Raw genomic sequence first — 26,790 nt, forward strand, 5'->3', positions numbered from 1 at the left:
ACTTGTGATTGCCCGAATGGTCAACCTCAACAGTCTAGCCTCTACGGCCAAGACGCTCAACCTCTGCATCAACATCTGCTTCGGTGATGGGCTTCGACCAACTGGTCCCATAAGCATCTAGGCCAGTCGCCACCGCTCCGATTCCCATGATAAAAATAAACCAGATTGGCCAAAAATAACTCCCTGGAGTAGTCAAAAACCAAACTGCGATGACCAGAACTGTGACTCCTGCGTAGACGGCCAGATATGTCCTGAACCCCTGCTTTTTCCTAAGCTGTTGTCTGGCAAAGTCTCTTATGTCGCCTTGAGCACCCTTTGCCATGATGTCACTTCTTCGAAGCTCGGTTGCGAACCTCTTCGGCCAAGTGCTGAGCCTCTGATTTCACATCGTCGATAACTTCTTCAACCTTTTGCTTAGCAATGCGCTCAAAATCCTTAACCGACTTCTCGGCTTCCGACCTGGCATCGGCGAGCTTGCGACCCAGTCGGCGCCCCATCTCCGCCGCATTGAAGTCGATGTCGACCTCGGAGGCCCTTGATTTTAGCTGACCAGTCAGCCAGCTGGAGCGCTCGGTTAGCCAGTGGCCAAGCTGCTCGCCAGCTCCAGCAAGACTGTGAGCTAGATCATCGACCACCTCATCTTCGCTTTCAAAGTCAAGCGACAAGAAGTCAATCATCCAATCTTCAATCTCTTCAAGTGGTTCAGGGGTGACCGAGTAAAAACGTTTTTGCCCCTCTTCGCGTGCGGAGACTAGGCCAACCTCGCGAAGGGTCTTTAGGTGCTTAGAAACCGTAGGTTGTCCAAGCCCGGTGATTTCAACAAGTTGTGAAACCGTGAGCTCACCGGAGCCACCAACATTGGAGTTCAGCAAGCTTTCTAGGAGCTTGCGACGGGTAGGGTCTGCAACTGCTTCAAAAATATCTGCCATGACTACAGCTTAGAGCTAGCTGGCAGAGATTTCGTCAGCCCTTTGAAGTGCTGCCTGAAGGCTGGCTTCGAATATTTTCTGCAAGTCGGCTTTCTCTAAAGTATCGATAATGCGCTCGGTAGTACCTCCGGGGCTTGTGACTTTGGAGCGCAATGTCCCAGGCTCCTCGTCGCTTTGAGCCAGTAGGTCGATGGACCCGGCCAAAGTGCCGCGAACCATCACAGCCGCTTGCTCCCTGGTGAAGCCGTGGTTTTGAGCAATCTGCTCCCACTGTTCCATGATATAGAAAACCCATGCCGGGCCCGAGCCGGAGATTGCACTCAAGGCATCAATCTGATCCTCGCTAATCTCCAAAGCTGCGCCAACAGAGTCAAATAGCTCCATGGTGGCTGACACTGCATCGGCTGACGCGCTAAGAGCAGGTGCCACCCCTGTGACTCCCATCCCCACAAGCGCGGGAGTGTTAGGCATAGTGCGAATTAGATTGGGGTTTCCCGGTAAGACCTCGGCCATTGAAGCAAGCTTGATTCCTGCAGCCATCGAAATGACCACCGCATTTGGGGCAATTTCATCTTTTATTTCAGCGAGTACATCTTTGATTTGATGAGGCTTAACCCCCAGAACAATCAAATCGGCATCGCCGGCTAGCAAGGAATTAGCGTCAACCGCTTCCTCGATCGCCATCGCGCTGATTCCCCTGGCGCGCAAGGCATCGGCGGAGAGTATTGACTTAGTGGTAGCGGAAATTAGCCCTAGCGGGTGGCCACTGGCAATCAAACCGGTTAACACGGCTGAGCCCATCGACCCTGTCCCCAAAAAACAAACTCTTAGTTTCTCCATCTTCAAATCTTACGAGGACTAGAAGAAGCCGGCTACCAGAGGAAACCCTATGAAAACTGCAGTGTTCATAATGGTGTGGGCGATCACCAGCGGAGCAACCCTGCCAGTTCTCATGAACAAGTAGCCAAAGACTAAGCCCATCACAAAATTGCCAATGAACGCAGAAAAACCCTGGTACAGGTGATAACTGGCCCTGAACAAGCTGGACAGAATGATTACCGAAATGATTGTTATTTCCGGTCTGATGATTTTTAGCTTTTTGGCAAAGAATGCAACCGCGATAATTTCTTCCTGCAGGCCCGATCGCAGAGCGGCAAGTACCAACACGACCGGCGTCCACCAGTAGTCACCCAAAGAGCTCGGCACAATCCTAGAAGTTAGCCCAAGATTCAATGCAACCGCGTAGAGAGCGATGCCGGGAATTCCAATAATCAAAGGCAGCGAGATGCCGATAAGCCAGTCCCTTTTTACCGGGATAAGACCGATTTTTATGTTGTCCATCCGTAAAAAATAAAGAGCCAGTAGCACTGGCACTAATGCCAGGGAGATCGAGGCAAGCTGGCTGACTAAATCTAGCCAAGGGGTTTTTGCAAGCGGTTGGTTGATAGTCGTTACTGAGCCGGCTAAACCTTGGGTGCTGGTTAGTTTTCTGGCAAGACTAAGAATCGAATAGATCGCGCTGGCACCGAGAGAGACCATCAGCACCAGCCACAGTTCTTGCGAGTGTTTGCGCATCTGATCCCTAACTCTTCGAAGCTAAATTTTAAGTCTTATTCACTTAGGTTATCTAGCTGGGGGTGACCCAAGGTAGTTTGTTCCTGTGGCCAAGACAAAAATTGATTATCGATGCTCGGATTGCGGATGGACGACTCTAAAGTGGTCGGGCCAGTGCGGTCAGTGCCAAGCCTGGGGAACAGTCGCTGAGGCGGCACAGACCACCAAAGCAAAGGCCGCCAGAATCTCGGTCGGGCATGAAGCCAGGCCAATAACCGAGGTGGCAGTTGTAACCGATGGCTATCAAAAAACCATGGTTTCTGAATTTGATCGAGTACTAGGTGGTGGCCTGGTGGCCGGCGCCGCAATACTGCTCTCAGGTGAGCCCGGAGTCGGTAAAAGCACGTTGTTGCTGGAGGTTGCCTCGAGGCTTGCCAAGAGTGGTAAAAAAGTGCTCTACGTTTCCGCAGAAGAATCCGCCAGCCAAGTAAGGCTTCGTGCTCAACGAACCAATGCCTTGAGCGAGAATCTATACCTGGCAGCAGAGACTGATCTAGGTCACGTACTTGGGCAGTTCGAACAGGTAAAGCCTGAGCTAATGGTCGTGGACTCGGTTCAGACCATTAGCTCTGATGACATTGATGGTGCCGCTGGAATGCCGGCGCAAGTCAGAGAGGTTGCGTCCAACCTGATTCGACTCGCCAAGCAGAATTCGACACCGGTTATCTTGGTCGGCCACGTCACTAAAGACGGCTCCATTGCCGGACCTAGAACGCTGGAGCACCTGGTTGATGTTGTTTGTCACTTTGAGGGCGACCGTCAAACAGCACTTCGTTTCGTAAGAACCTTGAAAAACAGGTTTGGCCCAACCGATGAGGTTGGCTGTTTCGAAATGACCGGTGAGGGCATCGTGGAAGTTAGCGACCCGAGCGCACTCTTCGTTTCCGGCAGCACCATGCCGGTATCTGGAACCTGCATAACCGTTGCGGTCGAAGGCAGGCGCCCGCTGAGGGCGGAGATTCAGGCACTTGTTGTAAAGAGCAGCTCCCCGCAACCAAGACGCGTCACAAACGGCGTGGACAGCTCCCGGGTGGCAATGTTGCTCGCTGTGCTAGAGCGCCGAGCAGGAATTTCACTTAGCGACAAGGACGTTTATGTCTCAACGGTTGGCGGCATGAGGATCACTGAGCCCGCCGCCGACCTGGCCATTGCAATTGCCATTGCTTCTGCAGTGAGCGACAAACCTGTTTCAACCAAAGTCGCAGCCTTCGGTGAGATTTCGCTTTCAGGAGAGGTTCGCGGGGTAGCTAATCTCTCGCAACGAACCAATGAGGCAAGTCGACTTGGTCACAAGACAATTATTGATTCAAAAAGTGGGCAGCTCAAAAAGGCCCTCACTCAAGCACTGGCCCAATCGGACCCGTCTCAGCCCGAAGCTAATTTAGGATGAAGCGAACGTCCTCGGAAATAACTCCATTGAGCTCAGCTTTTAGCTTGTAAGTAGCTCCGCCGCCCGGAACAGCCTGCAGCCCCTGCGCTGCGCTGCAGCCTTCAGAAGATGAGTAGACCCGATCCCAAGCCGACGGCTCGGCCTTCAGCGGAGCGTTTGCCTGAAGCAGAACTGTCAGATCATTACTTTCGGACCGATCACAATCCCTGGACGAATAGTAGGTTTGCTCACCCGATGTGATGGTGAAAAAAGTCACTCTTGATCCAACATTGAACCTGCAGTCCACCAAACCGGTGTTGGTTACTTCGTACCAAAGGTAGGGAACCACACCCTCTGCGAAATTGTTTAGAGTTTCGTTGGCCTTTGTCGCCTCGTCGAAGGTTCCGATCATTGCTGTCAAAGAAACTACGCCTGGCGCACAATCCGTGATTTCAGCCGCAATACCCACTTCGGTTTCCTGAGGTCCAGCGTCAACTTCGGCCTGGTCTTGGCCCACTGCAAACTGAGATACTGACCAAATTGTGACTACTAAAATCGCCAGAATGCCCAAGGCAGCTAGTCTTCTTCGTCTAATAATCACTGGGTCTAATTGGGCCATGGGACAAATCTAGCTAGAGCTGCTTGAGCATGCGCGAGTTTCCCAGCGTGTTTTGCTTAACTCTTGCAAGATCCAAAAATTCGGCGACGCCGTTATCGTGCGAACGAACCAGCTCCGCGTAGGTGGCTGGGTCGACAGGAACATCGGAAATCACTTGATAGCCATTTGCAGAGAAAAATTCCTTTTCAAATGTAAGACAAAACACCCTTGTGACGCCAAGAGCTCGCGCCTTGACTTCAAGTTCTAACAAAAGCGCTCTGCCGATCCCCTGGCGCTTTGCTTCCTCGTCAACGACTAAAGTCCTGACCTCAGCCAAGTCTTGCCACATAACGTGAAGCGCACCGAAGCCGAGCAACTTGGAATCTTGCTCGGCAACTACAAACTCTTGAATTGCTTCGTAGGTCTCGACCATTTCCTTGCCCAGCAGCACGCGGCTATCGACCAAGGGTGCAGCTATTTTGCTAATGGCTGGGACGTCAGTAGTTTTGGCTGATCGGATTTGGAACATTAGGTAATTATGAACCAATTAGCCGGTTGCAGAAAGTAGAACTTAGGGTGTTCTTAGAAAAACTGGGTGTTTTGGCCGCTGATTGCGGCAATTTAAACCGAGAACTTGGCAGCACTCGCCTTGTTATCGCGGGAACAGAACACGCTTGACACCGGCGACCGCCTGGGCAACTCGAAGAACTTGATGGGAATAGCCATTTTCGTTGTCGTACCAGATGTACACCACGGCGTGATTGCCCTGGCCAATAGTTGCCAGCCCGTCCACGATGCCAGCTCGGTTTGAGCCAACAAAGTCGGTCGAGACGACTTCCGGGGACTCTATGTAGTCGATCTGATTTCGAAGGCTGGATTCCAGTGACGCGTCCCGCAGGACTTGGTTTAGCTCCAACTTGGTAACAGTCTTGTCGAGGGTCAGGTTCAAAATTGCCATCGAGACATCCGGGGTGGGGACTCGAATCGAATTACCGGTTAGCTTTCCAGCAAAACTCGGCAGCACCCTGGCAACAGCACTGGCGGCCCCGGTCTCAGTTATCACCATGTTCAGCACCGCTGATCTACCTCGACGCTCACCTTTGTGGAAATTGTCGATCAGGTTTTGATCGTTGGTGAATGAATGAACGGTCTCGACGTGGCCGAAGTTGATTCCGAAGACATCATCTATAACCTTCAGAACCGGGGTGATTGCATTGGTGGTGCAGGAAGCCGCAGTAATGACTCGCTGGTCGGGGGTTATCTCGTCGTGGTTGATTCCATAAACAATGTTTGGCAGCTCGCCCTTACCCGGTGCCGTGAGCAAAACCTTGGCGGCGCCCTTGCTCTCCAAGTGTTGCGACAATCCCTGCTCATCTCGCCAACGACCGGTGTTATCGATGATCAGGGCGCTGTTGATGCCATAGGCGGTGTAGTCGATGGTGGCTGGACTGTCGGAGTAGATCACACGAATTGGTATTCCGTTAGCGATTATCGTGTCATTGTGCTGGTCAACCGTGATGGTGCCCTCGAACGGTCCATGCACCGAATCTCGGCGAAGTAAACTTGCCCGCTTGACCAGGTCGTCTTCACTTCCCCGGCGAACAACAACTGCTCTCAGGTTCAAACCTCGGTGGTCGCCGGCCTGGGCGATCAGAATTCGCGCCACCAAACGGCCAATGCGCCCAAATCCATAGAGCACAACGTCATTTTCCTGCGGTGCATCGTTGCTGTGGTCAATCACTGAGGCCAGTTCCTGGCGCACAAATCCCTCAAGATCTCCAGTGTTTGTAGCGAGCAGTCTGGCGACGTCGATTGAGGCTGGCCCCAGGTTCAACTGATCTAGCAACCTGACTAGGGTTGAGCACTTTGAAACATCCAGTGGGCGGCCATCGATGTGCCTGGCATAGCGATGTGCCTTAAGTAATTCGATCGGGCTGCGGTTGATTAGGCTGCGCCCGTGGATTGATAAAACCACACCGTTTTGGCGGTAGAGCCGGCCGATGATTGGGATGAGTTCTTCGGCGGTTACGAGATCATCGTCCCAGTTTTGAGACAGGTTGGACGTCATTGTCGAATCCTCTTAGTTTGGGCTGTTTTCCTAGAGCCTACTTGAAGAATTGAGCCTAACCCTTTTAAACTAGGACTTGTCGATGACCAGCAATACTTCGTTGCGCCTCAGAAAGAACGGCGTTGTTGGTGCGTTGTAGCGAGCGTAAATAGGCGTCGGTTCAAACTCAATCCCTTGGGCCAAGAGCAGATCCTTGAGTTTTTTTTCATTATTTGAAAACGTGTTGTCGCCCACCGTTCCAGAGAACCTGATGGCCGCCATTTTTACTGCCGGATGCTCAGCGATTTGTAGGTTATCTCCAGAGGGGTTGGGCACGTCGCTCATCGCCGTGTCATGAGGCATTACAAAAGAAACTTCATATCCGTTATCAATAGGAACTTGGGTGACCGGCGTGGTCATGGGGATTTGCCTTGACTCCGCATTGCCCCCGAATATGAAATTCGCAAGCTTTCTAAAGCCCTGATTTCCGGCGGAAAGTATGTTTCCAGACTCATGAGTAGAGACGGTGATGAAGGGCGCATAATTGCGCACTTCAAAGTCCTTGTAGGACTTCACCACCTCATACTTTTGAACCTTGGTCATGCCTTATTTATCGACTCGATCTCTCTGGAGTTCGCAACGAAACTAAACTCGCCCTCAAGGAAATCAACCAAGATGTCCTGAGAGTTACCGATGTACCCGGTAAGGATACGCTCGGAAATTGCGTCTTCAATTTCACGCTGCACAGCCCTTCGAAGCGGCCTCGCTCCCATGGTCGGATCATAGCCAAGCTCGATTAGTCTCTCCTTGGCCGATGAGGTCAAGGTCAACTTCAAATCGCGGTCGTCCAGGCGCAGCTGAAGCCTCGAAATAAACAGATCAACAATCTGCATTAGCTCCTCACGAGTTAGCTGTGGGAAGACGATTACGTCATCAACTCGGTTCAGGAACTCGGGCTTGAAATTCTTCTTCAGCTCCTCGTTCACCTTGCCCTTCATCTGGGTGTAGTCGTTCTGACTGTCACCCTCAAGAGAGAATCCAAGCGTGCTGCCTGTGATTTCTCTAGTACCTAGGTTGGTGGTCATGATGATGATTGTGTTCTTGAAATCCACAACGCGTCCCTGGCCGTCGGTCAGACGACCCTCTTCGAGAATCTGCAACAGCGAGTTGAAGATGTCTGGGTGGGCCTTTTCAATTTCATCGAACAGCACCACAGAGAATGGCTTGCGGCGAATCTTCTCGGTCAGCTGGCCACCCTCTTCGTAGCCCACGAAGCCCGGAGGGGCTCCAAATAGCCTAGAAACGGTGTGCTTTTCGCTGTACTCACTCATGTCTAGCGCGATCAGTGCGTCTTCGTCCTCAAACAAGAACTCCGCAAGAGCCTTGGCTAATTCGGTCTTTCCAACACCGGTCGGTCCGGCAAAGATAAACGAACCAGATGGGCGCTTTGGATCTTTCAACCCTGCACGCTGGCGGCGAATAGTCTTTGAAAGCGCGGCGATTGCCTGCTCTTGGCCAATGACTCGCTTGTGAAGACCGTCCTCCATGTATATGAGCTTGGCGCCTTCGTCCTCACCTAGCTTGAATACAGGGATACCAGTTGCTTGAGCAATAACTTCGGCGATAAGCGCTTCGTCAACAACACCTGGGGTGTCTAAGCTGCCATCGCGGAATTCCTTCTCCATGCGAACCTTCTCGGCAGTGAGCTTTTTCTCCTCATCGCGCTTGGTAGCTGCGGCTTCGAAGTCCTGATCAGCAATCGCCTGCTCTTTGGCCTGTCGAACAACAGCCACTTTTTCTTCCATCGCCTTGAGCTCTGGAGGGGCTGAAAGGAAGCTGAGCCTCAACCGGGCACCGGCCTCATCGATCAAGTCAATAGCCTTGTCCGGCAGGAACCTGTCGGTCACGTAACGATCGGACATTGAGACCGCTGCAACAATTGCACCGTCTGTTATCGAGACCTTGTGGTGAGCCTCGTAGCGATCGCGCAGTCCCTTGAGAATGCTGATTGCAAGTGCCGGGGATGGCTCTGCAACCTGAATGGACTGGAATCTTCTGGCCAACGCAGCGTCTTTTTCAAAGTGCTTACGGTATTCATCCAGGGTTGTCGCCCCAATGGTCTGAAGCTCGCCTCTGGCAAGCATCGGCTTCAAGATTGAAGCCGCATCGATAGCGCCCTCGGCGGCTCCGGCACCAACGAGGGTGTGGATTTCGTCGATAAACGTGATGATGTCTCCGCGGGTACGGATTTCCTTAGTTACCTTCTTTAGTCGCTCTTCAAAGTCACCACGGTAACGTGAGCCCGCGATCAGGCTTCCCATGTCAAGCGTGTAAAGCTGCTTGCCGCGAAGAGTTTCCGGCACGTTTCCGGCCACGATTGCAATAGCCAGTCCTTCGACAACAGCAGTCTTTCCAACTCCTGGCTCACCGATTAAAATTGGGTTGTTCTTGGTCCGGCGAGAAAGAATCTGCATTACGCGTTCGGTTTCTTTTTCACGACCCACAACTGGATCAAGTTTTCCCTCTGCGGCAGCGTGCGTTAAGTTCCGGCCGTACTGATCAAGAATCGTGGAGCCCTTGGCCTGAGGCTGGGCTTCTCCGCCAACTGAAACGCTTTCCTTGCCTTGGTAACCAGATAGCAACTGAATAACCTGCTGGCGAACCTTGTTTGTGTCAGCTCCAAGCTTGGTTAGTACCTGAGCGGCAACACCCTCGCCCTCGCGAATTAGGCCAAGAAGTAGGTGCTCGGTTCCGATATAGCTGTGACCGAGCTGGAGTGCCTCTCGAAGGCTCAGCTCAAGAACCTTTTTGGCCCTTGGGGTAAATGGAATGTGCCCAGATGGCGATTGCTGGCCTTGACCAATGATGTCTTGGACCTGTTCTCTAACCTGCTCGAGGTTAATGCCCAGCGCCTCAAGCGCCTTCGCAGCAACACCCTCGCCCTCGTGAATCAGGCCGAGCAAAATGTGCTCAGTTCCGATGTAGTTGTGGTTTAGAAGCTTTGCCTCTTCTTGGGCAAGCACAACGACCCTGCGAGCCTTGTCTGTAAATTTCTCGAACACGTAAGCACCTTTCAAAATCCGTAATCAAAATGCTACGTGGGTGCTCGCTACAAAACTAGCGCTGTTCGCCCAAGGCGTTAGCGCGTTTAGCCCGTTCTTCAGCTTCGATCTTCGCGTAAACATCGCGCTCACCCTTATCGGCACGCAAAATGGAGCGCATCATGATCCAAAATATCACTCCGACTGCGGCTGGTGGAATCAGCGAAATCAATACATCGAGCAAGGTCTCCCAAGCAGTCATCTCCACCTACTTCACCAAGGGGAACAAGATAGTTTCCCGAATACCGAGGCCGGTGAGCGACATCAAGAGTCGATCAATACCAAGCCCTAAGCCACCGGATGGTGGCATCCCAAACTCCAACGCCTTTAAAAACTCTTCATCCAGCTTCATGGCCTCCGGGTCTCCGGTTGCTGCCAATTGCATTTGAGCCACAAATCGCTCTCGCTGGACAACGGGGTCCACCAACTCGGAATAGCCAGTGGCTTGCTCGTATCCCATGATGTAGAGATCCCATTTTTCAACAACGCCGGCTTTACTGCGATGGTCTCTAGTCAAAGGCGAAGTGTCCACGGGAAAATCAATTACAAAAGCGGGCCCGGTTAGCCCAGGCTTTACAAAGTGCTCCCAGAGCTCCTCAACATACTTGCCATGCAGCGGGTGATCGATTTCGATGCCGACAGTGTCTGCCAGCTTCTTCAATTCCGCGACTGAAGTTTCTGGTGTGACTGCCTCACCACAGGACTCAGAAAGAGATTCGTACATCGAAACCCTTGGCCAAGTGCCACTCAGGTCATTCACTGTGCCGTCCTCGAGCTGAACTACTTGGGTTCCCAGAACATCTGATGCCGCGTTCTGGATTAGGGCTTGAGTCAAATCCATCATGGTGTGGTAATCCCCGTATGCCTCGTAGGCTTCGAGCATCGCAAATTCAGGCGAGTGGGTTCTGTCGGCGCCTTCGTTTCTGAAGTTTCGGTTTATTTCAAACACTCTCTCCAAACCGCCGACTACCGCGCGCTTCAGGAATAGCTCTGGCGCAATTCGAAGATATAAATCAGTGTCAAAGGCATTCGAGTGGGTCTTAAACGGCCTTGCAGATGCACCGCCGTGCATAACCTGCAACATCGGTGTCTCAACTTCAATAAAGGCCTGCTTAGCAAAAGTGTTTCTAATTGACTGCATCACTGCAGCGCGAATCTTCACTACCTCGCGAGCCCGGTCACGAACAATCAAATCAATGTAGCGGTGTCGAACGCGAAACTCTTCACCCAGTTCGTTGTGGAGGTTAGGCAGTGGCCTAAGAGTCTTTGCTGCCATCAACCACTTGGTCGCCAAGACGCTTAGTTCGCCTCGCTTCGAAGTAATAACTTCACCCTCAACAAAAACATGGTCACCCAAATCGACGAATTCTTTCCAGCTGTCAAGTTGCTCTTGGCCGGCTCTATCGAGACTGATCATTGCCTGGATTCGCTCTCCAGAGCCAGACTGCAAGGTGGCAAAGCAAAGTTTGCCGGTGTTTCGAAGAAACATGATTCTTCCGGCCAGGCCAACCTGGTCACCGGTGGCGATGTCTTCTTCAAGATTTGGGTAGTGGGCCTTGGTGGCCTCAATGGTGTGGGTGATTGGCAGCGTTACCGGGTAGGCGGAGCCCAGAGCGTTTAGTCGCTCACGCTTGTCCATGCGCACTGCAATTTGCTCGGGGAGGTCTATCTCCTCGTACTCTTCGCCCACTTTAGAAACCACCTACTAATAAATTATCGATTAAACGAACTTCTCCGACCCAGCCGGCAATCACCATTCTGGCGCCTTCTACGCCTTCGGTGACCGCAAAAGTTTCCGGGTCAACTAGTTCTAGATAGTCAAGTCTAATAATTGGATCGAGCTGCGCCATTGCAGCTTCAATGCAGTCGACTTTTGTTTTCTTTTTTGAGCCCGCGGTCAGGGCTTTATGGAGTGTCCTCGCGGCAGGAATTAGCTCCTTTGGGATTCGCTGATTCCTGCTTGACAGGGCCAAGCCCTCGTCGTCGCGAACCGTATCGCAGGCAACTACTTTTATTGGCTCGCGATCCCCGTTGGCAACCTGTCGTCTAACCATCTGGGTGACCAGTATCAACTGCTGAGCATCTTTAGAGCCGAAGAACGCAACATCGGGCTGGACAAGATTGAACAACCGGTTGACAACCGTCAACATGCCGTCAAAGTGGCCTGGTCTAACTGTTCCTTCAAACAGACTCCCTAGTTCACCGGCGGATATTTCCTTAACACCAGTGGCCGGATAGACCTCATTGCTACTGGGGGCGAACAAAACATCGACACCAGCGTCACTCAGCACTCGAGCATCAACGCCCAGGGTTCGCGGGTACTTTTCTAAATCGTCGCCTTCCCCGAATTGTCTTGGGTTCACAAAAACCGAAACCACAATAAACAAACCTTGGTCCTGAGCTTTTTTCACCAAAGACAGGTGCCCTTTGTGAAGTGCTCCCATGGTTGGGATAAATCCGACTCGTCTTCCATCGGCATCGGCGATTGCCAACGCTTGTTGCAATTCCACAATCTTTTGAGCTAGCTGCATCAGAGCGCATCCTTCGGGTCAATCTTGCTAACCGGCTGCGACAGCGCGGTCTCCACAGCGGTTCTAACTACCGGTGCTATTAGTCTGGCGGGGTTTTGGATTCCTGCGTCTTCCAAAATGCCAAGAGCTTGTCGAACAACCAAAGAGGAGAAGCTATTGGCCACCTCAAAAGCCTCTGCGTAGGCAGCTCGCTGGTCCTCGGTTATCACCATTGGCTCGGCACCTAACTCGATAGCCAAGGCCTCTGCAATAGGAGTGAGTGGCTCTGGGGCACTCACCGCGATTGAAGTGTTCTTTAGCACCGTTAGGTCCATTGAGGTGCCAGTAAAGTGCATGACCGGATGCATGGCGATTGGGATTGCCCCAAATCTTGCAGCATCCGCTAATACCGAATACCCAACTAGTGGCGAAAGGTGGACCACTATTTTCTTTGGTCCAAATAATCCAAGATCGGCCAGGCCCGCGCAAGTTATTTCCAAGTCACTGGAAGGGATTGCGAGCAAAACCAAATCAGCATCCTCAACAACCGCGGCCATATTGGCAATCGGCACATCGGGGATCAGTGCTTCGATGCGCTGAATAGCCTCTGGGCTTTCAACGAATACTCCGATTAGCTCATGCCCGGCTGCAGCCCAAGCCTTGGCAAGCACCGGACCGGCTGGGTCATCCCCAACAACACCAATCTTCATCTGGTTAGCCTTCCCGTTTCAATCCGAATCAGAACCCGGTGGAGTTTTGCAGTTCCACTGCGAAACCAATCCTCCGACTGTTAAGGCTACGGCTCCGACTAGCCCAAAGGAGCTACTAAGCACCAAATTCTCCGGCGCAACGCTAAAACTTAAGAGCCAGATAATCAGGCCGGCGTGCCAGCCGGCGAATAACGCCCCGGCCAAAACCGACGCTCTTGCAAGAATTAAGACTCGAACGGCGTAAAAGGGATTTGGCCTTTCCGGCCTTATCCCTTCTTTATAGCCCCCAAGCTGTTTGCGATATCGGTAAATCGGATAACTGAACAGGTGGTTTGCAAGCGCCAGCACAAGCAAACTTATTGGCAAGCTAGCGGGACTGGCAGGAAACACATAGCCAAACCCTGCCGAGAGCTGTGACAAAGCCAGGCCTAGGACTAAACCGACAGCTGAAAATCCAAAGATTACTTTGCCCATCGATCCATTCACTGGATTACCCAGACCATCGAATCCATGCCCTTTGCTAGTTCCTTGACTGGGCCGGCACCAGTGAGCACCGCCTCAGGGTCCACTTCTAGCCAGGGGATCAGAACGAACGCTCTTTCTTGAGCTCTCGGATGCGGAATGACCAGCGATGTCGTCTCAACGACGCTGGTTCCAAATGTGATGATGTCAAGATCGAGGGTTCGCGCTGCCCATCTAGCTGAGCGAATCCTGCCGAATTTATTCTCGATTTCGTTGAGCCTCGAGAGTAACTTTTTCGGAGACAGGGTTGTGTCAATGATTGTTACCGCGTTTAGATATTCCGGCTCGCTCGGATCGACACCTTGTTCGGTGACTGCCTGAGAGCGGTACTTTTTTGAGTTCGCAATTAGTTCAACGCCGCGAAGTTTTCCGATTTCTTTTTGAGCCTTAGAGATAGTTTTTTCCTTATCGCCCAGGTTTGCTCCCAGAGCTATGACGGCCCTAGTTTTCATCTCTTGATCCAGCCAGAGTTACTGACACATCATGAAACTTTTGGGTTAGGGGGGCATTTGGTTTGTGAACAGTGACTGTTGAACGAAGAACTCGTGAATCATATTTCAAACACGCACTTACCAGAGCCCTCGCAAGTGACTCAATAAGATCAAATCGCATTTTTGTTGATAGCTCAGTGACCAGATCAGCGATAGCCGCATAGGAAACGGTAAATTCAATGGAATCCTCCAAACCAGAATTCACATCCAGGTGAATATCAATCAGAAACTCTTGCCCGAAGTCCTTTTCATGCTGCTGGACACCGTGATAACCAAAGACCGATAGGCCGTCGATTCTGATTTTGTAAATCATTTGGTCTCCTGGAAGTTCTTCAAGGAGGAGACGATGGCGATTGCGTCGCTGGTGCTTTGGACATCGTGGACCCTCACACCCCATAGTTTTCGCTGAAGCAACAAAGCTGTCAAGACCGCAGTGGCAACATCTCGCCTCGGCATGGAAACTGAGGCAGGATCTTGAGCGCTCAATGCATGCGCTAAAAAGCCTTTTCTGGAGGCTCCAACCAAAACCGGTAGACCCAGTTGCTCCAGTTCATCCAGTCGATTCACTAAGTCCCAGTTTTGGTAAATATCCTTGGCGAAACCTAGGCCCGGATCAACGACAATCCGATCTCTCGAGATTCCGGAAGCTACAGCCATGGCGACTTGTTCTGCGAGCTCCGCAACAACCTCTCGTGCCACATCAGAATACTGAGCCATAGATTCCATTTTGTCCGCGTGGCCCCGCCAGTGACCGAGCACATACTTGCAATCTAGGTCCTGAATAGCAGCAAACATTTGAGGATCCGAAAGTCCGCCAGAGATGTCATTGACTATCTTTGCACCAGCTTTTACAGCCTTTCTTGCTGTGGCGGCGTTCATTGTGTCAACCGAGATGGTGATACTCAGTTCGCCCGTAATCGCCTTAATGACCGGAAGAATTCTTGCCTGCTCTTCGGCCGGAGTAACCCTCACGGCTCCTGGCCTAGTCGATTCGCCACCGACATCAATGATTTGTGCACCCTGAGCGCTTAGCATGCTCGCCTGCTCCAAAGCTCGCGCCGGGTCTAAGAATTGCCCCCCGTCACTGAAAGAGTCGGGAGTTACGTTGAGCACGCCCATTAGTAGCGGCCTGGTCCAGTCCGTCATGATTTCTTGTTTATTAGTCCCAGAACCTCAGCGCGATAGCTGGGCTCTGTGTAGAGGCCTCTTGAGGCCAAGGTCACGGTGTTTACATCTGGTTGGCGAGCGCCCCTAGATGCGACGCACTGATGCCTTGCTTCGACAACAACCAAAACGCCCTTGGCATCCAGTGCACTTTCCAGCGCGTCCGCCACCTCGGCGGTTAGGTTCTCTTGAAGTTGGGGTCTTGCTGCCAGAACCTCAATAACGCTGGCGAGCCTGCCGAGACCCGCTAGCTTTTTGTTCGGCAGATAAGCAATATGAGCGACACCGGTAAAAGGAAGCAGGTGGTGCTCGCAGATTGAAACCAGTTCGATGTCTTTGAGGATCACGGCCTCGGCATTGACTGCTTCGAACATATCGCCAATAACGCTTTGAGGATCAACTCCGATGCCGCGAAAGAAGGACGTGTAGGCCTCTGCGACTTTGGTTGGAGTATTTTTCAAGGCAGGACGATTAGGATCTTCGCCGATTGCCTCGAGAAGTTCGATAACGGCCGCCTTGATGCGATCAGTCTGCATTTTTTGCTTCCGGTTCTGTTTTGTCTTCAAGAGCCTCTAGTTGAACAGCCTTGCGCTTTGGAACCGGGATCGGACCCTTGTTTATTCCGGTGCGCTTGGTTGAGGAGCGCCACGCGGTCCTTGCTGGAACCTTCTTTACGGCCTTAAAGATCTTTGCTATTTCGTCTTGGTTCAAGGTCTCCTGCTCAAGCAGTGACTTAGCAAGTTTGTCCAAAACAACTCTATTCAGCGTGATGGCCTTATAGGCCTCATCTTGAGCACGATCCAGAATTGCACTGACCTCTGCGTCCACCTGCTGCGCCATTTCGTTCGAATAGTTCGAGTGAGTCGCCAGTTCGCGGCCCAAAAATGGCTCATTGTTTCCGCTGCCAAGAGAAATAGCGCCAATCTTTTGACTCATACCAAACTGGGTAACCATCTGGCGGGCGATGCTCGTTGCCTTCTCAAAGTCGTTAGATGCTCCGGTGGTTGGGTCCTTAAACACAACTTCTTCTGCGATGCGCCCTCCCATTGCGTAGGCGATCTGATCCAGCAGCTGGTTGCGGCTAATTGAATATCGATCTTCCATCGGCATCACCATGGTGTATCCGAGAGCTCGCCCTCTTGGCAAGATCGTGACCTTGGTGACCGGATCCGAGTAATTTCCTGCACCAGCAACAAGTGCGTGACCAGCTTCGTGATATGCGGTCACAAGGCGCTCTTGATCTTTCATGATCGAGGACTTCTTTTGAGGCCCACCAATCACGCGGTCAATTGCCTCATCGATAATTTCGTCATTTATCTCGGTTCGATTTAGCCTCGCAGCCAAAAGTGCGGATTCGTTCAACACGTTCGCAAGATCAGCACCAGTGAACCCCGGTGTGCGTCTTGCAATCAGACTCAAATCGACGTCTTCGGCAATCGGCTTGGACTTTGAGTGAACCTTCAGAATCTTTGCGCGACCCTTTAGGTCAGGTGCGGTCACGCCCACTTGGCGGTCGAATCTGCCCGGTCGCAACAGGGCTGGATCCAAAACATCCGGTCGGTTTGTTGCCGCAATCAAAATGACGCTGGCGTTGGTGTCAAAGCCATCCATCTCGACCAGCAATTGGTTCAGTGTCTGCTCGCGCTCATCGTTACCTCCGCCAATTCCAGTTCCGCGGTGACGACCAACTGCGTCGATCTCGTCGATGAAAATTATTGCGGGTGCAGCCTGCTTGGCCTGCTCGAACAGGTCTCTAACTCGAGAAGCACCAACTCCTACGAACATCTCTACGAAGTCGGAACCTGAGATCGAGAAGAATGGAACACCGGCTTCGCCGGCCACTGCTTTTGCGATTAGAGTCTTTCCGGTTCCCGGAGGTCCGTAAAGAAGCACGCCTCGCGGAATCTTTGCGCCCATGTCCAAAAACTTCTTAGGGTTCTTTAGGAAATCTTTCAACTCTGTGAGCTCTTCAATCGCTTCTTCGATTCCCGCAACATCTTCGAAGGTGACGTTGGAGGTCTCTTTTGTGACCATCTTCGCCTTGGATTTACCAAACTGCATGACCCCTCGGCCGCCGCCAGACATAGAGCTCATTAGGAACCAGAACAATGCACCAATAATGATGAATGGCAGCAAGGTGCCCAAGATTGCTAGGTACCAGGGGGTAGAGGGCACTTCGTCCGTCCAGCCCTCAGAAATTGGAGAATCAGCAACGACTTCGGCAACAGTGACGGCTCGGCCAGACACAAAGTAGAACTGAACGCTCTTGCCATACTCAGCATCCGCGTCTCTCAGTACTACGTCAACACGCTGGTTGCCGTCCAAAATGGTGACTTTCTCAGCGGCGCCAGATTGAATCATCTCCAGACCAACCTGGGTGTCTACCTTTGTGAACTGCTGTGCGCCAATAAGGCTTGTTCCGATCAGAAGAACGGACAACGCGAGCGCTATCCAAAGCCACGGGCCACGCAAAAACTTCTTGAAAGTCATGGGTGTTTTCGCTTTGCTCTTGTCCTTGGAGGCCATGTCCTTTAGAGAAGCTTCGTCTTTCTTAGCTTCGTCTTGTTTAGCTTCGTCTTTTTCGGTCATGTCTTCTTTAGGTGCAGTGTCTTCTTTAGGAGCAGTGTCTTTTTTAGTTGCCATATCTTTATTCAATGCCATTCGTTTAAGAGTAAACCGAAGGTGACAGCACGCCAACCCCGTCTAGTGATCGATAACGCTCGTTGTAGTCGAGCCCGTAACCAACTACGAACTCATTAGGGATATCAAACCCCACCCACCTGACATTTATCTGAACCTTTGCTGCACCGGGCTTACGAAGCAAAGTTACTACCTCAACCGAGGCTGCGCCTCGGTTGGCAAGGTTAGTGGTTAGCCAAGACAGAGTCAGCCCGGAGTCGATGATGTCCTCCACAATCAACACATGTCGGTCGGTCACGTCAGTATCGAGATCCTTGAGGATTCTTACAACTCCCGAAGAAGTCGTTCCAGAACCGTAGGAAGAGACCGCCATCCAGTCCTGGGAGGTTGAGAGCTGCATTGCCCTGGAAAGGTCTGCAACGAACGGCACTGCACCCTTTAGAACACCTACTAAAAGTGGATCCTTGTCCTGGTAGTAGGAATCAAGTTCGCCAGCAAGCTCTAAAACCTTCTCGGCAATTTCATCTGCAGTGACTAGCACCGTCGTAATGTCTGGGTGATTTAGGTGCAATTCACGGCTCCCGATTGATAGATGGCTAGACGCCCTTAAAGACAAGCTCTTGGCTTACTCGCTCTACTGTAATACCAGAAAGAACCAGCTTGTTTTGTCCGTGCCAATTAGTAATGAGTTCATCGATTCCGATCACTTGAGATCGAGAAACAGTCTTTGCGCCGGCGGCAATTGCCGTTTCAAACAGCGTCCTTCGGCGAAGCCCCGGCAGCACTTCAGTGAGTGTCGCAATCGATAACCTAATTTCACTACTCGAACTTGAGACGGTTGCCGCTTCAGCAAGCTCGTTAGCCATGGAAAGCAAAACATCATCTGACTCACTAGCAAGTTCGGCGGTTCTGGCAAGAGCGCTCGCGAACCCCGGACCAAGCTCGGATTCCAACGTGTCAAGTAGCTGTCGAATACGCACTCTTGTGAACTTAGGGTCTTTGTTGTGAGGGTCCTGCCAGGCTTCGATGTCTTGATCAATACAGGATTGCAAAAGCACCTCGCGCTTGATGCCAAGCAAAGGCCTGACTAGCTTTTTGTTTTTATCAAAATCCTGCATGCCCGCAATTGAGCGCAAACCCGAGCCACGCGTAAGTCCAAGCAAAACAGTCTCGGCTTGATCTTCAAGGTTGTGGCCCAAAAATATAACCTCGGCACTAACCAGCTTTCGAGCACGCTCGAGGGCCTCGTATCTTGCCGTCCTAGCGGCTGCTTCCGGGCCGTTGCCGGATTCGGCAACAGTAATAGTTTCAATCACAACTGGGTCAACCCCAAGTTCTTCCAGTTTTGCAGCTGTCGACTGCGCGACCTTGCTGGACGCCTCTTGCAAACCATGATCAACCACGACTGCCGAAACCCGAAGGCCAAGTTTTGGACCTTCAAAAATTAATGCCGCGGCTAGCGCCATGGAATCTGGACCACCGGAGCAAGCCACCAGAACTCTCGAGTCTGGTTCAAGATTTAGCGCATCAAGACTGTTCCGCACGGCTCGACGAACATCGGCAACTGCCGGAGTCAGTCGGTTTCTAATAACCATCGCTCCCAATTCGCTAATCTTTTAGCTAAGCCTATTGAGGAGAAGCATTGTCATACGACGTAGTTATTGAGATTCCGCGCGGTTCCAGAAACAAATATGAGATCGACCATGAAACGGGTCGCGTATTCCTAGACCGGGTTTTGTTCACCCCATTTGTCTATCCGACCGACTATGGCTACTTTGAAAAAACCCTCGGGGGCGACGGCGACCCACTGGACGCCCTCGTTCTGCTTGAGCACCCACTGTTCCCTGGTGTCGGCGTGAAGGTTCGAGCTGTAGGCATGCTAGTCATGGAAGATGATGGAGGCGTGGACGAAAAAGTACTTTGCGTTCCTGCCAAGGATCCTCGTTGGGACCACATTCAGGATCTAAGCGATGTTCCTTCTCAGACCAAAAATGAAATTGAGCACTTTTTCACGCACTACAAAGATCTAGAGCCAAGCAAATGGGTAAAGATTGAAGGCTGGGCAGATAAAGAGGCGACCCAAAGAGTCATCGACGCAGCTTACGCAAACTACAAGGGCTAGCATTAAAGACTTTGGCGCGCGTAGTTCCAGTAACGTCTTCGAAGAAGGGTTTTCAAATGCAAATAGAAGTGCTTCACATTGATGAGTGCCCAAACCTCGAGGACACTAAGTCTTCCCTGGCGGAGCTACTAGCAGAGCTGAAACTTGGCCACATCGTCGTAACCCTCACACTGATTAGCTCTCCGGCAGAGGCCGCCAAGCACCGATTCGCGGGATCGCCCACTGTCCTAATCGACGGACTTGACGCCGTCCCAGGAACGGAACAGACCACAAACCTGGCTTGTCGTATTTACCGCGATGGCCAAAAGATAGCTGGCAGCCCCTCCAAAGATTCGATCCGCAAAGCGATCCAGGGGAGCTTGCGGACGCGCATCTCTGAATAATTCTTCAACGCTAGCTGAGGGGCGCTGATCGCCGCTTAGGAGATTTTGCGGTCGGCCCAACCCATTCCCAAATCAGCATCGTCAGCGTGACGAGTGCAAATCCAAAAAAGAGATCTTCAATTGGGGCGTAGGCGATTCTGGTCCCAGTAATTGCCTCGGAGTTGTAAGTGACGATTTTTTGGCTGGTCAAATAGCCGTTGGTAAGTAGCTGGAAGAAACTTATGATCGCCCACGAAATCCAAAATTGCGGTCTAGAAATAAGGCCAGATTTCATTACGGCTATGCCGAAGACAAACACGACAATCACTGCGATCCCTGCCAGCAGCGAATAAGTAATCATTTTCTGACCTTTCTAATGCGGGCGATCCAACTTTTAACCGTGGGGAAGAAGTTTGTTACCCCTTCCAAAGTCAAGATGCCGGCAATCGGAATGATAAGGAAAAATCCATACTCTTCGACTGGAATCCCAAAGGGTCCGTAAATGCCCAGAGTAAGCTCCTCCGAAAAAAACCAGTGGTTGTTTGCAATAGCGAAAGCGTCCCAAAGTACAAACACGGGTGCGACAAGTGCGATGGTTTTTAGGAGCCGCTTGGGGTCCCGAAGCACACGAAGACGAAATACAAATTCCAGCCAAAACGAAGCGAGAATAACGAACCCAAGCATCGCGAGATAGGACCACTCTCCAAACAACTCGGCTTCTCCTCCAGCGCTAGGCTTTCAATGATGGTGACTTCCGAGATAAGACTGATGAAAAACCTCAGGGCATTCTCACGCTACTGCATTTTATTTGGCATCCTTGCCTCGCTTGTGTTTCTAGGATTTGGCGGACTGCCAATTGGCTGGCAGGTAGCACTTGCCCTGATCGCTCTTACAGTCGGAATTCCGCACGGTGCCGCAGATCACATAATCTCAGTTCCCAAGTTTGCAAGCGGCAGAATGGCTCTGTTCCTGATTGGTTATCTAAGCGTCGTTGGGGTTGCTATCTGGGCTATTCTCAGCGCTAATCTTTTGGGGTTTCAAATCGTTGTTTTGATGAGCGCGATTCACTTCGGCATTGGGGATGCAGCTTTTATCTCAGAACTGGATGCTCGGAAGCAAAACAAATCGAAGTTTCCCAAGGTGCCCTACATAATCGCCTCGGGGTTCACGCCGGTGGTTATTCCACTGTCAAATTCTGAAAGCGCTGCGGCATTGAATGAGGTAAATCCCGCCTTGGTGAATTGGGCAGGGTCGATAACACCGTTACTTTTTTCTGGCCTGGTAACTATTTCTCTTGTGAGCATCATTTGGATGCTGGTCAGGCAGCGAAAACAAGAGGCTCTGGACCTAGGCCTGCTTTTGGTTTTGGCACTGGTGGCACCGCCGCTAGTCGCGTTTGCCTTTTACTTTGGTTTTTGGCACGCGCTTCGTCACACTGGAAGACTTTCTCTCGAGCTAAAGACATCGGCCAAACTCCACGAGCTGGGTAAGCCAATGGCCGCTCTTGGACAGGCAATCTGGGCAGGAGTGCCAGCGTTATTCATAGTGATCGTTTTCACTGTGGTGCTTGGTTTAGTTCAAGGCTTTGAGTTTGGGCAAGACCTGCTTTGGTATCTACTGGTCGTTATTTGGGCGCTGACGGTGCCGCACATGGCCCTTACGCTGCGGCTTGACATAAAGGCTCTGCGGCCCAGCGACTCGAAAGCTTTGGTGTTGCCTTAGGCAGTTGGTCTTCCGGCATAGGGCCAAATTTCACCGTAGCGAACCGGCACAATTCTCACGGTTCTAGCTGGGTTTGGAGCTTCCAGCATCATGCCATCACCTAGGTAAATTGCAACGTGATATTTGTCGCCGGAAAATGCCGTTTCCTTGCTCCACCAAATTAGATCTCCACGCTGGACGTCTTGGAACGGAACCAGTCTTTTCGCACTGGCCAGCACGTTGAATTGGGCAGTGGCTGAGTGCCAACCGATATAGACGCCGGCTGCCGAATAAGCCTTCATCGTGATTCCCGAACAGTCCCAAACATTTGGACCAGAGCCTCCAAGAACATATCTTTCACCAAGCTGCTCGTTGGCGAAGGAAATTGCAGTTTCAACCTTTGACCAATCTGGCTCAGCCACGCTGTAGAGCTCTGGGGCAGTTGGTGCGGACTTCACTAGGTTTTGTCTGCGCTCGGCCTCTAGGCCCTCGATACGCTGGCGCTCAACATCATCTGCGGTGTCTTTTAGGGTCGCTAATTGGCTCATCATGTTGGCGCGCTGGCGCTCAGACTCTTTTACCTTGGCGATGACTGCATCTGCTGCCGCTTTAGCCTCAGCAAATATCTTTTCCGCTTCGACTTCGAAGCCCTGCAATTCTTCCTTCGCGCTGGATAGCTCCTCAGCCAATGATTTGGCTTGAGTCTGCTTATCGATTGCTGCCTCGTAGATTGCCCCAGTCCGCTGAGCAAGCATGTCTTGCATTGTCAGCTGATAAAGCAAATCTTCCGCGTTACCGGGATTAAAAAATAACTCTAGAGAAGTGTTTCCACTGGCTTGGTCGCGATACATCTTGCCGACTATTTGCGCCAGTTGAACCTTCGCGTCTTCGGCTTCTGTTGCTGCCAGCTCAACCTTGGACTGCAGGCCATCAACTTTGGCGGCCATTTGTGCGACTTCCTCAATCGCCTGGTTGTACTCTTCGTTTTTTTGAAGAGCGATTATTTCTAGGGCGTCTGCCTCAATCCGAATGGTTTCCAGAATGCCCTCAATGCGCTCGACCATTTTTTGTTTCTCTTGGACGTTGGCTTTTGCTGCTGCAACCTCGCCTGCGGTTGGATAGCTTGGCACGGCATAGGCGGGAGCCAGCGCGATGCTGGTGAGCAAAATAGCCACTCCAGCAAGAGCTGCGACTACTTGTTTACGACCTATTTTCAAAATTCCTCCGGGAAAATAGGTTACCTGAAAGCCTCAACTAATGACTGAAGGTTTTCTGTGTGTTGCCAACTCGCTATTTGACCAGTAATGTTTACCTCGGTGCTTTTGAAGTTGCCAACTTCATGGCCCCATCGTTTAGCGGCCTAGGACGCTGCCCTTTCACGGCGGTAGCACGGGTTCGAATCCCGTTGGGGTCACCAGGCGATGTCATTAGCACCATTTTGACCCTGTAGCGCAGTTGGTTAGCGCGCCGCCCTGTCACGGCGGAGGTCGCGAGTTCAAGTCTCGTCAGGGTCGCTTCGCCTAGTGCGAATGGGGGGTATTACCCCACGGCTCTGTAGCTCAGTTGGTAGAGCGAACGACTGAAAATCGTTAGGTCACCGGATCGACGCCGGTCGGAGCCACATTGGAAGAAGGCGGATAGTGACCATAATTTTTGGCCTACTATCCGCCTTTTCTTATGGCTACGCAGATTTCGTTGGAGCTCTTGCCGCCAGACGAATTCGGGCAGTCGCAGCAACTACCTACTCTTTTAGCGTCGGGCTAGTTCTCGCAATCATTTTCAGTCTGTTTGTTGGTGCTGAGTATTCCACCCAAACAATTCAGGCCGGCGCTCTAGCCGGCATCGCGGCAGCCGTCGCACTGAGCTGCCTCTACGCGGGACTGGCCATCGGTCCGATCTCCATCATTAGCCCGCTGACTGCAGTGATTTCGGCGATCATCCCGGTCATGGTGGATGTTGCCTCTGGGCAAGAACTGTCAAACTTCGTGGTCATTGCGGTGGTATTAATTTTGATCGCGGTGGTCCTCGTTGGTTTTGTCCCGGGCCAAAATGTGAAGCTCCCCTCACCACTTGCTCTTGCCTATTCGGTTGGTGCTGGCCTCGGTTTTTCGGGCATCTTCTTATTTCTTGATTCTGCAGCTGCGGATTCGGGGCTCGCAGTCTTGGTTGTGATGAAGGTAGTTGGGCTGGTGCTGCTCCTTGGCGGTCTTTTTGCACTTTGGCTGCGGGCACCAAAGAATGCCTTCATAGAGAGAGTCGCCGACTATAAATTAGCGGGGCTGTTGTTATTAGCCGGGCTCGGCGATGTGCTTGGTAACGTGACCTTCTTGGTTGCTACAAGATCCGGCGCTCTCGCAGTGGCCGCGGTGCTGACCGCTCTTTATCCAGTCGGAACGATATTGTTGGCACGAGTGTTTCTTAAAGAAAGAATTGCCCTATCCCAGGGGGCAGGAATAGTTTTGGCTCTTGGGGCATGTGCGCTCCTGGCAATCGGATAATGAAAAAGGAAAGAGCGACATGACATCACAAACCTCTTCGCGCAAGCGTTGGATCGGCCTTGTATTTATCTCATTGGCTATTTCCCTGGTGATCATCGACGGAACCATCGTCAACACAATTTTCCCAGCCATCATCGATGAGCTTGACTTATCATCCACTGAGGTTCAGTGGGTTCAGGAAAGCTACATTTTGGTTTTTGCTTCCTTGCTGTTGGTCTTTGGCTCACTTGCCGACCGATTCGGTAGAAAGCGAATTTTGAACCTCGGCATCGTGGTTTTCATCATCGCTTCGGTTTGGGCCGGTCTCACCGAGTCGGCAACCGAGTTGATCTTGGCAAGAGTTGCTCAGGGTGTCGGTGGTGCGATGGTGCTCCCAACGACGCTGTCGCTAGTGAACGCAAACTTCCAGGGCCGCGAACGCGGCATCGCATTTGGAATTTGGGGATCAACTATCGGTGGCATGGTGGCCGTTGGTCCCGTACTCGGTGGCTGGCTGGCAACGGAGTTTACTTGGCGCTGGGCCTTCATGATCAACCTGCCGCTTGGAATCATTATCCTGGCGGGGCTCTTGTGGCTAATTCCAGAGTCAAAGTCTCCACAGCGTGCCGGTGGCATCGACTGGATCGGAGCAGTTATCTCCGTGGTTATGTTCTCAACTTTGGTATTTGGCCTTATTGAGGGACGCATCTACGGCTGGTGGACACAGACTGAAAAGCAGTTCAGTCTTGGTGACCTTGTGTGGCCGGCAGACACAATTTCGATTATTCCGGTTGCGCTTGCTATTTCGATAATTGCAAGCGTTGCGTTTGTGCGCTGGGAAATCAGGCGAGAAAAAGCCCACAAAAACGTGATTCTGGATCTTGGTCTATTTTCGATTACTTCATTCAGGAACGGATCAATCGCTGCGGGAATCATTTCGATGGGTGAGTTTGGAATCTTGTTCGCACTTCCGCTTTGGCTGCAGAACGTTATCGGTCTTTCCCCAGTCAGCTCGGGTTTGGTTTTGCTCTGGCTTGCTTTTGGCGCCTTCTCGGCAAGCGCTATCGGTGGCGCAATGACCGGCAAACTACCTCCGGCAAGAGCCGTCCAGACTGGTGTGCTGCTTGAGTTAGTAGCCGTGATCGGCATCGCACTCCTAGCCAGCACCGAAAGTGGCTGGGTGGCGGTTGCTCCGCTGCTGCTTATCTATGGAATAGGTATTGGCTTAGCCACGGCCCAACTCACTGGAGTTGTGATGCAGGATGTACCGATGGACCAGAACGGTCAAGGCTCTGGATCACAATCAACCGTCCGTCAAGTTGGTTCAGCCTTGGGCATCGCAGTCCTCGGATCGATGCTATTTACCGGGGTTCAGGGGAACTTGGAAACCAGATTGCAGGACACCGGTTTGACTGCCCAGCAGCAGACGCAGGTTATTGAGCTTGTGGTTGACTCGGCTGGTGGGGCAATACCAGTACTCGATGATATTCTGTTGCCCCAGCAGGTTTCCCAGCAGGTGGTTGACGAAGTCATCTACCAGTCCGGTGAGGCCTTTACCCAGGGCGTTCAACTGGCAGCTTGGGCGGCAAGTGCGTTCTTATTCTTGGGCTTCCTGTCAACCTTCAAGCTTGGAAGAAAATCAAAGGTGCCGCTGGCATAACTGGGGCGTTTTTCATTGGCTAGGCTTTGAATGTGTCTACCAACTGGAGAATGGCGGGTTACGTCTTCATTGGAGGCGCCCTAGGAACAATGCTTCGGTATTTTCTATCGGAAGCGATTTCCGTTAGCGCCGAATTTCCTACCGGTGAACTAATAGCCCTGACCACGATTAACCTACTTGGTGCTCACTTTTTAGGGCTAACCGCAAGGCTTCCCTACTTTCAAACCCTATGGTGCAAGTGGCTTTGGGCCTACGGATTCGCCGGTGGCTTTACCACCATGAGCGCTGTGACGCTCTTTGCAGACATAAACGGGCTGACCTGGGAGATTTTCGCAATGATGTTCGGCGGCATCGCTAGCTACGGCGCCGGTTGGCACCTTGGCAGAAGGATTCAGCAAAGGGCTGATGCAAAATGACTAATCCACTCTTGATGACGCTTTTGATTGGCATTTTTGGTGGCCTTGGGAGCATCGCACGAGTGTTTATGATTCGGTGGGGCGGAGTATTACCCTTTGGCCTCTTCCTTACCAATGGCGTCGCTGCGGCTTTAGTTGGATACATCCACGCGGGAAACCTCGCTCAGGATTACCTGGTTATCGGCATTGTTGGCCTTGCTGGCGGCCTATCTACCTTCTCTGGGATTGCTAGGGCTGGCTTTGATTTTTATCATCGTGGCCGAATAGCCCAAATGCTCCTGACCGGCGCGATCAGCATAGTTGTTCCACTACTTACCCTCACACTGGCCTTGAGGTTCACTTAGCCCTGTTAGAATT

Annotated in this window: 32 protein-coding genes and 3 tRNA genes; 11 read left to right on the top strand and 24 right to left on the bottom strand. The window is 51.9% G+C overall.

Annotated elements, in window-relative coordinates; translation table 11 throughout:
• Positions 1-34: 34 nt before the first annotated feature.
• Genes ABXT50_RS06205 through ABXT50_RS06220 form a run of 4 tightly spaced genes read right to left on the bottom strand, consistent with a single transcriptional unit; the run spans position 35 to position 2,504 of the window.
• Positions 35-322 carry a 2TM domain-containing protein gene (locus tag ABXT50_RS06205; protein WP_415274004.1) on the bottom strand — a complete coding sequence of 96 codons (288 nt, stop codon included), beginning with the start codon at positions 320-322 and terminating at the stop codon, positions 35-37.
• 4 nt (positions 323-326) lie between these two features.
• Entirely contained in the window at positions 327-929 is a 603-nt protein-coding gene (locus ABXT50_RS06210; RefSeq protein WP_415274005.1) for an ArsR/SmtB family transcription factor, read from the bottom strand.
• Between the two features lie 15 nt (positions 930-944).
• Entirely contained in the window at positions 945-1,769 is an 825-nt protein-coding gene (proC, locus tag ABXT50_RS06215) for a pyrroline-5-carboxylate reductase (protein ID WP_415274006.1), read from the bottom strand.
• An 18-nt stretch (positions 1,770-1,787) separates the two neighbouring features.
• On the bottom strand, positions 1,788-2,504 hold the full coding sequence (locus tag ABXT50_RS06220) for a CPBP family intramembrane glutamic endopeptidase (RefSeq protein WP_415274007.1): 717 nt from the start codon (positions 2,502-2,504) through the stop codon (positions 1,788-1,790).
• 85 nt (positions 2,505-2,589) lie between these two features.
• Here ABXT50_RS06220 and radA point away from each other — a divergent pair, with 85 nt between their 5' ends.
• Entirely contained in the window at positions 2,590-3,933 is a 1,344-nt protein-coding gene (gene radA, locus ABXT50_RS06225; RefSeq protein WP_415274008.1) for a DNA repair protein RadA, read from the top strand.
• Here the strand turns inward: radA and ABXT50_RS06230 are convergent.
• From ABXT50_RS06230 to tilS, 17 genes are all read right to left on the bottom strand, one after another.
• Positions 3,920-4,531 carry a hypothetical protein gene (locus tag ABXT50_RS06230; RefSeq protein ID WP_415274009.1) on the bottom strand — a complete coding sequence of 204 codons (612 nt, stop codon included), beginning with the start codon at positions 4,529-4,531 and terminating at the stop codon, positions 3,920-3,922. The two genes, radA and ABXT50_RS06230, sit on opposite strands and share 14 nt — an antisense overlap.
• A 13-nt stretch (positions 4,532-4,544) precedes the next feature.
• Positions 4,545-5,039 (bottom strand): amino-acid N-acetyltransferase, encoded by a 495-nt coding sequence (locus ABXT50_RS06235; protein ID WP_415274010.1) that lies wholly within the window; start codon positions 5,037-5,039, stop codon positions 4,545-4,547.
• 123 nt (positions 5,040-5,162) lie between these two features.
• Complete coding sequence (locus tag ABXT50_RS06240) at positions 5,163-6,578, bottom strand: glyceraldehyde-3-phosphate dehydrogenase (protein ID WP_415274011.1); 1,416 nt, start codon at positions 6,576-6,578, stop codon at positions 5,163-5,165.
• 69 nt (positions 6,579-6,647) lie between these two features.
• Positions 6,648-7,160: an SOUL family heme-binding protein gene (locus tag ABXT50_RS06245; protein WP_415274012.1), complete on the bottom strand. Its 513-nt coding sequence runs from the start codon at positions 7,158-7,160 to the stop codon at positions 6,648-6,650.
• Positions 7,157-9,619, bottom strand: coding sequence for an ATP-dependent Clp protease ATP-binding subunit (locus tag ABXT50_RS06250; protein ID WP_415274013.1), 2,463 nt, complete (start codon positions 9,617-9,619; stop codon positions 7,157-7,159). The genes ABXT50_RS06245 and ABXT50_RS06250 overlap by 4 nt, the downstream gene beginning before the upstream one ends.
• Before the next feature lie 55 nt (positions 9,620-9,674).
• The gene (locus tag ABXT50_RS06255; RefSeq protein WP_040325565.1) at positions 9,675-9,860 is read right to left on the bottom strand and encodes a hypothetical protein; all 186 of its coding nucleotides are present in this window, start codon (positions 9,858-9,860) and stop codon (positions 9,675-9,677) included.
• Positions 9,861-9,866: 6 nt separating this feature from the next.
• Complete coding sequence (lysS, locus tag ABXT50_RS06260) at positions 9,867-11,297, bottom strand: lysine--tRNA ligase (protein WP_415274821.1); 1,431 nt, start codon at positions 11,295-11,297, stop codon at positions 9,867-9,869.
• A gap of 52 nt (positions 11,298-11,349) precedes the next feature.
• On the bottom strand, positions 11,350-12,189 hold the full coding sequence (panC, locus tag ABXT50_RS06265; protein WP_415274014.1) for a pantoate--beta-alanine ligase: 840 nt from the start codon (positions 12,187-12,189) through the stop codon (positions 11,350-11,352).
• Complete coding sequence (locus ABXT50_RS06270) at positions 12,189-12,878, bottom strand: DUF2520 domain-containing protein (protein ID WP_415274015.1); 690 nt, start codon at positions 12,876-12,878, stop codon at positions 12,189-12,191. The genes panC and ABXT50_RS06270 overlap by 1 nt, the downstream gene beginning before the upstream one ends.
• An 18-nt stretch (positions 12,879-12,896) precedes the next feature.
• Positions 12,897-13,352, bottom strand: a complete 456-nt coding sequence (locus ABXT50_RS06275) for a DUF3180 domain-containing protein (protein ID WP_415274016.1) — start codon at positions 13,350-13,352, stop codon at positions 12,897-12,899.
• Positions 13,353-13,360: 8 nt separating this feature from the next.
• Positions 13,361-13,852: a 2-amino-4-hydroxy-6-hydroxymethyldihydropteridine diphosphokinase gene (gene folK / locus ABXT50_RS06280; RefSeq protein WP_415274017.1), complete on the bottom strand. Its 492-nt coding sequence runs from the start codon at positions 13,850-13,852 to the stop codon at positions 13,361-13,363.
• Positions 13,842-14,204: a dihydroneopterin aldolase gene (gene folB / locus ABXT50_RS06285; protein WP_415274018.1), complete on the bottom strand. Its 363-nt coding sequence runs from the start codon at positions 14,202-14,204 to the stop codon at positions 13,842-13,844. Before folB ends, folK begins: the two co-directional genes overlap by 11 nt.
• Positions 14,201-15,037, bottom strand: a complete 837-nt coding sequence (gene folP, locus ABXT50_RS06290) for a dihydropteroate synthase (protein ID WP_415274019.1) — start codon at positions 15,035-15,037, stop codon at positions 14,201-14,203. The genes folB and folP overlap by 4 nt, the downstream gene beginning before the upstream one ends.
• Complete coding sequence (folE, locus tag ABXT50_RS06295; RefSeq protein WP_415274020.1) at positions 15,034-15,591, bottom strand: GTP cyclohydrolase I; 558 nt, start codon at positions 15,589-15,591, stop codon at positions 15,034-15,036. Before folE ends, folP begins: the two co-directional genes overlap by 4 nt.
• Positions 15,581-17,545, bottom strand: a complete 1,965-nt coding sequence (gene ftsH / locus ABXT50_RS06300; protein WP_415274822.1) for an ATP-dependent zinc metalloprotease FtsH — start codon at positions 17,543-17,545, stop codon at positions 15,581-15,583. The genes folE and ftsH overlap by 11 nt, the downstream gene beginning before the upstream one ends.
• Before the next feature lie 175 nt (positions 17,546-17,720).
• On the bottom strand, positions 17,721-18,266 hold the full coding sequence (gene hpt / locus ABXT50_RS06305; RefSeq protein ID WP_415274823.1) for a hypoxanthine phosphoribosyltransferase: 546 nt from the start codon (positions 18,264-18,266) through the stop codon (positions 17,721-17,723).
• Between the two features lie 25 nt (positions 18,267-18,291).
• Positions 18,292-19,290 carry a tRNA lysidine(34) synthetase TilS gene (gene tilS, locus ABXT50_RS06310; protein WP_415274824.1) on the bottom strand — a complete coding sequence of 333 codons (999 nt, stop codon included), beginning with the start codon at positions 19,288-19,290 and terminating at the stop codon, positions 18,292-18,294.
• A 47-nt stretch (positions 19,291-19,337) separates the two neighbouring features.
• Between tilS and ABXT50_RS06315 the strand changes: the two genes are divergently transcribed.
• Both ABXT50_RS06315 and ABXT50_RS06320 read left to right on the top strand, forming a co-directional pair.
• The gene (locus ABXT50_RS06315; RefSeq protein WP_415274021.1) at positions 19,338-19,817 is read left to right on the top strand and encodes an inorganic diphosphatase; all 480 of its coding nucleotides are present in this window, start codon (positions 19,338-19,340) and stop codon (positions 19,815-19,817) included.
• A 56-nt stretch (positions 19,818-19,873) separates the two neighbouring features.
• The gene (locus ABXT50_RS06320; RefSeq protein WP_415274022.1) at positions 19,874-20,200 is read left to right on the top strand and encodes a hypothetical protein; all 327 of its coding nucleotides are present in this window, start codon (positions 19,874-19,876) and stop codon (positions 20,198-20,200) included.
• A gap of 10 nt (positions 20,201-20,210) precedes the next feature.
• Here ABXT50_RS06320 and ABXT50_RS06325 read toward each other — a convergent pair whose 3' ends face one another.
• Positions 20,211-20,540 (bottom strand): lycopene cyclase domain-containing protein, encoded by a 330-nt coding sequence (locus ABXT50_RS06325; protein ID WP_415274023.1) that lies wholly within the window; start codon positions 20,538-20,540, stop codon positions 20,211-20,213.
• Complete coding sequence (locus tag ABXT50_RS06330) at positions 20,537-20,890, bottom strand: lycopene cyclase domain-containing protein (RefSeq protein ID WP_415274024.1); 354 nt, start codon at positions 20,888-20,890, stop codon at positions 20,537-20,539. Before ABXT50_RS06330 ends, ABXT50_RS06325 begins: the two co-directional genes overlap by 4 nt.
• A gap of 30 nt (positions 20,891-20,920) precedes the next feature.
• Here ABXT50_RS06330 and ABXT50_RS06335 point away from each other — a divergent pair, with 30 nt between their 5' ends.
• Positions 20,921-21,901: a beta-carotene 15,15'-dioxygenase, Brp/Blh family gene (locus ABXT50_RS06335; RefSeq protein ID WP_415274025.1), complete on the top strand. Its 981-nt coding sequence runs from the start codon at positions 20,921-20,923 to the stop codon at positions 21,899-21,901.
• Here the strand turns inward: ABXT50_RS06335 and ABXT50_RS06340 are convergent.
• The gene (locus ABXT50_RS06340; protein ID WP_415274026.1) at positions 21,898-23,097 is read right to left on the bottom strand and encodes an NlpC/P60 family protein; all 1,200 of its coding nucleotides are present in this window, start codon (positions 23,095-23,097) and stop codon (positions 21,898-21,900) included. The two genes, ABXT50_RS06335 and ABXT50_RS06340, sit on opposite strands and share 4 nt — an antisense overlap.
• Before the next feature lie 124 nt (positions 23,098-23,221).
• Here ABXT50_RS06340 and ABXT50_RS06345 point away from each other — a divergent pair.
• From ABXT50_RS06345 to ABXT50_RS06375, 7 genes are all read left to right on the top strand, one after another.
• Positions 23,222-23,297, top strand: a tRNA-Glu gene (locus tag ABXT50_RS06345).
• Between the two features lie 23 nt (positions 23,298-23,320).
• Positions 23,321-23,394: transfer RNA gene (locus ABXT50_RS06350), tRNA-Asp, on the top strand.
• Positions 23,395-23,428: 34 nt separating this feature from the next.
• Positions 23,429-23,501, top strand: a tRNA-Phe gene (locus tag ABXT50_RS06355).
• 19 nt (positions 23,502-23,520) lie between these two features.
• Positions 23,521-24,378: an EamA family transporter gene (locus ABXT50_RS06360; protein WP_415274027.1), complete on the top strand. Its 858-nt coding sequence runs from the start codon at positions 23,521-23,523 to the stop codon at positions 24,376-24,378.
• Between the two features lie 19 nt (positions 24,379-24,397).
• Entirely contained in the window at positions 24,398-26,017 is a 1,620-nt protein-coding gene (locus ABXT50_RS06365; RefSeq protein ID WP_415274028.1) for an MFS transporter, read from the top strand.
• Positions 26,018-26,049: 32 nt separating this feature from the next.
• The gene (locus ABXT50_RS06370; RefSeq protein ID WP_415274029.1) at positions 26,050-26,433 is read left to right on the top strand and encodes a fluoride efflux transporter FluC; all 384 of its coding nucleotides are present in this window, start codon (positions 26,050-26,052) and stop codon (positions 26,431-26,433) included.
• Positions 26,430-26,777: a CrcB family protein gene (locus ABXT50_RS06375; RefSeq protein ID WP_415274030.1), complete on the top strand. Its 348-nt coding sequence runs from the start codon at positions 26,430-26,432 to the stop codon at positions 26,775-26,777. The genes ABXT50_RS06370 and ABXT50_RS06375 overlap by 4 nt, the downstream gene beginning before the upstream one ends.
• The last annotated feature ends 13 nt before the right edge of the window (positions 26,778-26,790 follow it).

The organism is Aquiluna sp. Uisw_065 (assembly GCF_047731275.1).
Classification (GTDB): domain Bacteria; phylum Actinomycetota; class Actinomycetes; order Actinomycetales; family Microbacteriaceae; genus Aquiluna.